Origin of the sequence: Paraburkholderia sp. J63 (genome assembly GCF_905220245.1) — a bacterium.
Classification (GTDB): domain Bacteria; phylum Pseudomonadota; class Gammaproteobacteria; order Burkholderiales; family Burkholderiaceae; genus Paraburkholderia.
The window spans coordinates 1-474 of record NZ_CAJMZF010000179.1 but is presented as its reverse complement, the minus strand read 5'-3'; the positions used below and the strand labels follow the sequence as shown (position 1 = coordinate 474).

General features: G+C 61.8%; 1 protein-coding gene. It reads left to right on the top strand.

What is annotated here, in order from left to right:
• Positions 1 to 474 (top strand): IS630 family transposase (locus U5775_RS39055; protein ID WP_322063453.1); only part of this gene is annotated, 474 nt, incomplete at both ends.

The window sequence follows — 474 nt, the reverse complement described above, 5'->3', positions numbered from 1 at the left end:
CCGCCCGCACACGCGGTGGTGTTCTGCGTAGACGAGAAGACGGCAATTCAGGCCCTGGATCGTAAAGACCGGATGCTGCCGCTGTCGCCCGGGCGTGCCGAGAGTCACGGCTTCGAATACAAGCGCAACGGCACGCTGAGCCTGTTCGCCGCGCTCAACACGACAACCGGGCAAGTCATCGGCAAGACGGCGCCGCGCCATACCAGCGAGCAGTTCGTGGCCTTCCTCACCGACGTTATTGCCAGCCAGCGGCCCAAACAAGAGATCCATGTGCTCTGCGACAACGTCAGCAGCCACAAGACCCCGCGCGTGCAGGAGTTCCTGCGGCAACACCGAAACGTGCGGTTGCATTACACGCCGACCTATACCTCCTGGCTGAATCAGGTGGAGAACTGGTTCTCGCGCATCCAGCGCGACGTGATTGCGCGAGGCATTTTCACCACGGTAAAGGATCTGGAGCGCAAGCTGATGCGC